At 40.8% G+C, this 568-nt stretch carries 1 protein-coding gene; it reads right to left on the minus strand.

From position 1 onward, the window contains the following. Window positions 1-228, minus strand: a 228-nt coding sequence (locus ACTXGO_RS15990; RefSeq protein ID WP_443575214.1) for a hypothetical protein, incomplete at its 3' end; no start/stop codon positions are given. Window positions 229-568 lie beyond the last annotated feature (340 nt).

Raw genomic sequence — 568 nt, forward strand, 5'->3', positions numbered from 1 at the left:
ATCGAGCCAGTCGCCAACTGCTTGCGCGACGGGGCGGTACTCATCTTTATTGACCTTTAATTCATCAAAGGGTTGGGGTGGTTTATTGGATTTGGCGGGCGCTTTTGTATTGGCAGCACTAGTAGTCGCTTTGGCCTCTGTCGTGGTCTGGCTCTGAGTCCCTTTAGTGTCGTCATTCTTGTCTTGGCTTTGGCTCTGGTTTTGAGATTGGGTCGCTTCTTTATTCATAAATACCTCACGCATCCTTGGTAAAGTCATGGGTTCGATAACTGACGGGTCTAATGGCGCATCAGCATCCTGTACGCTTTGACTATAACGCGTCTATAGGGATAAGCACAACAGAGGTTTTATATTAAATGTTTGTTTTTAGGGTGTATTTTTGTCAGATAACGGCGATTATGCGTAGGATGATGCAGCAGATCGATGCGATTGAAGTGGTGTAGTTTTCAATATATGATTAGTTTTAACTTTCATTCAGTCTTAAAATTCGGTAAATTTCAAACAATGAATAAATTTTTTAGCCCAAAAATAAATATGCTACGTTATTTTATTTCATGTACTTTCCTGT

It is taken from the genome of Psychrobacter sp. T6-1 (assembly GCF_052258445.1).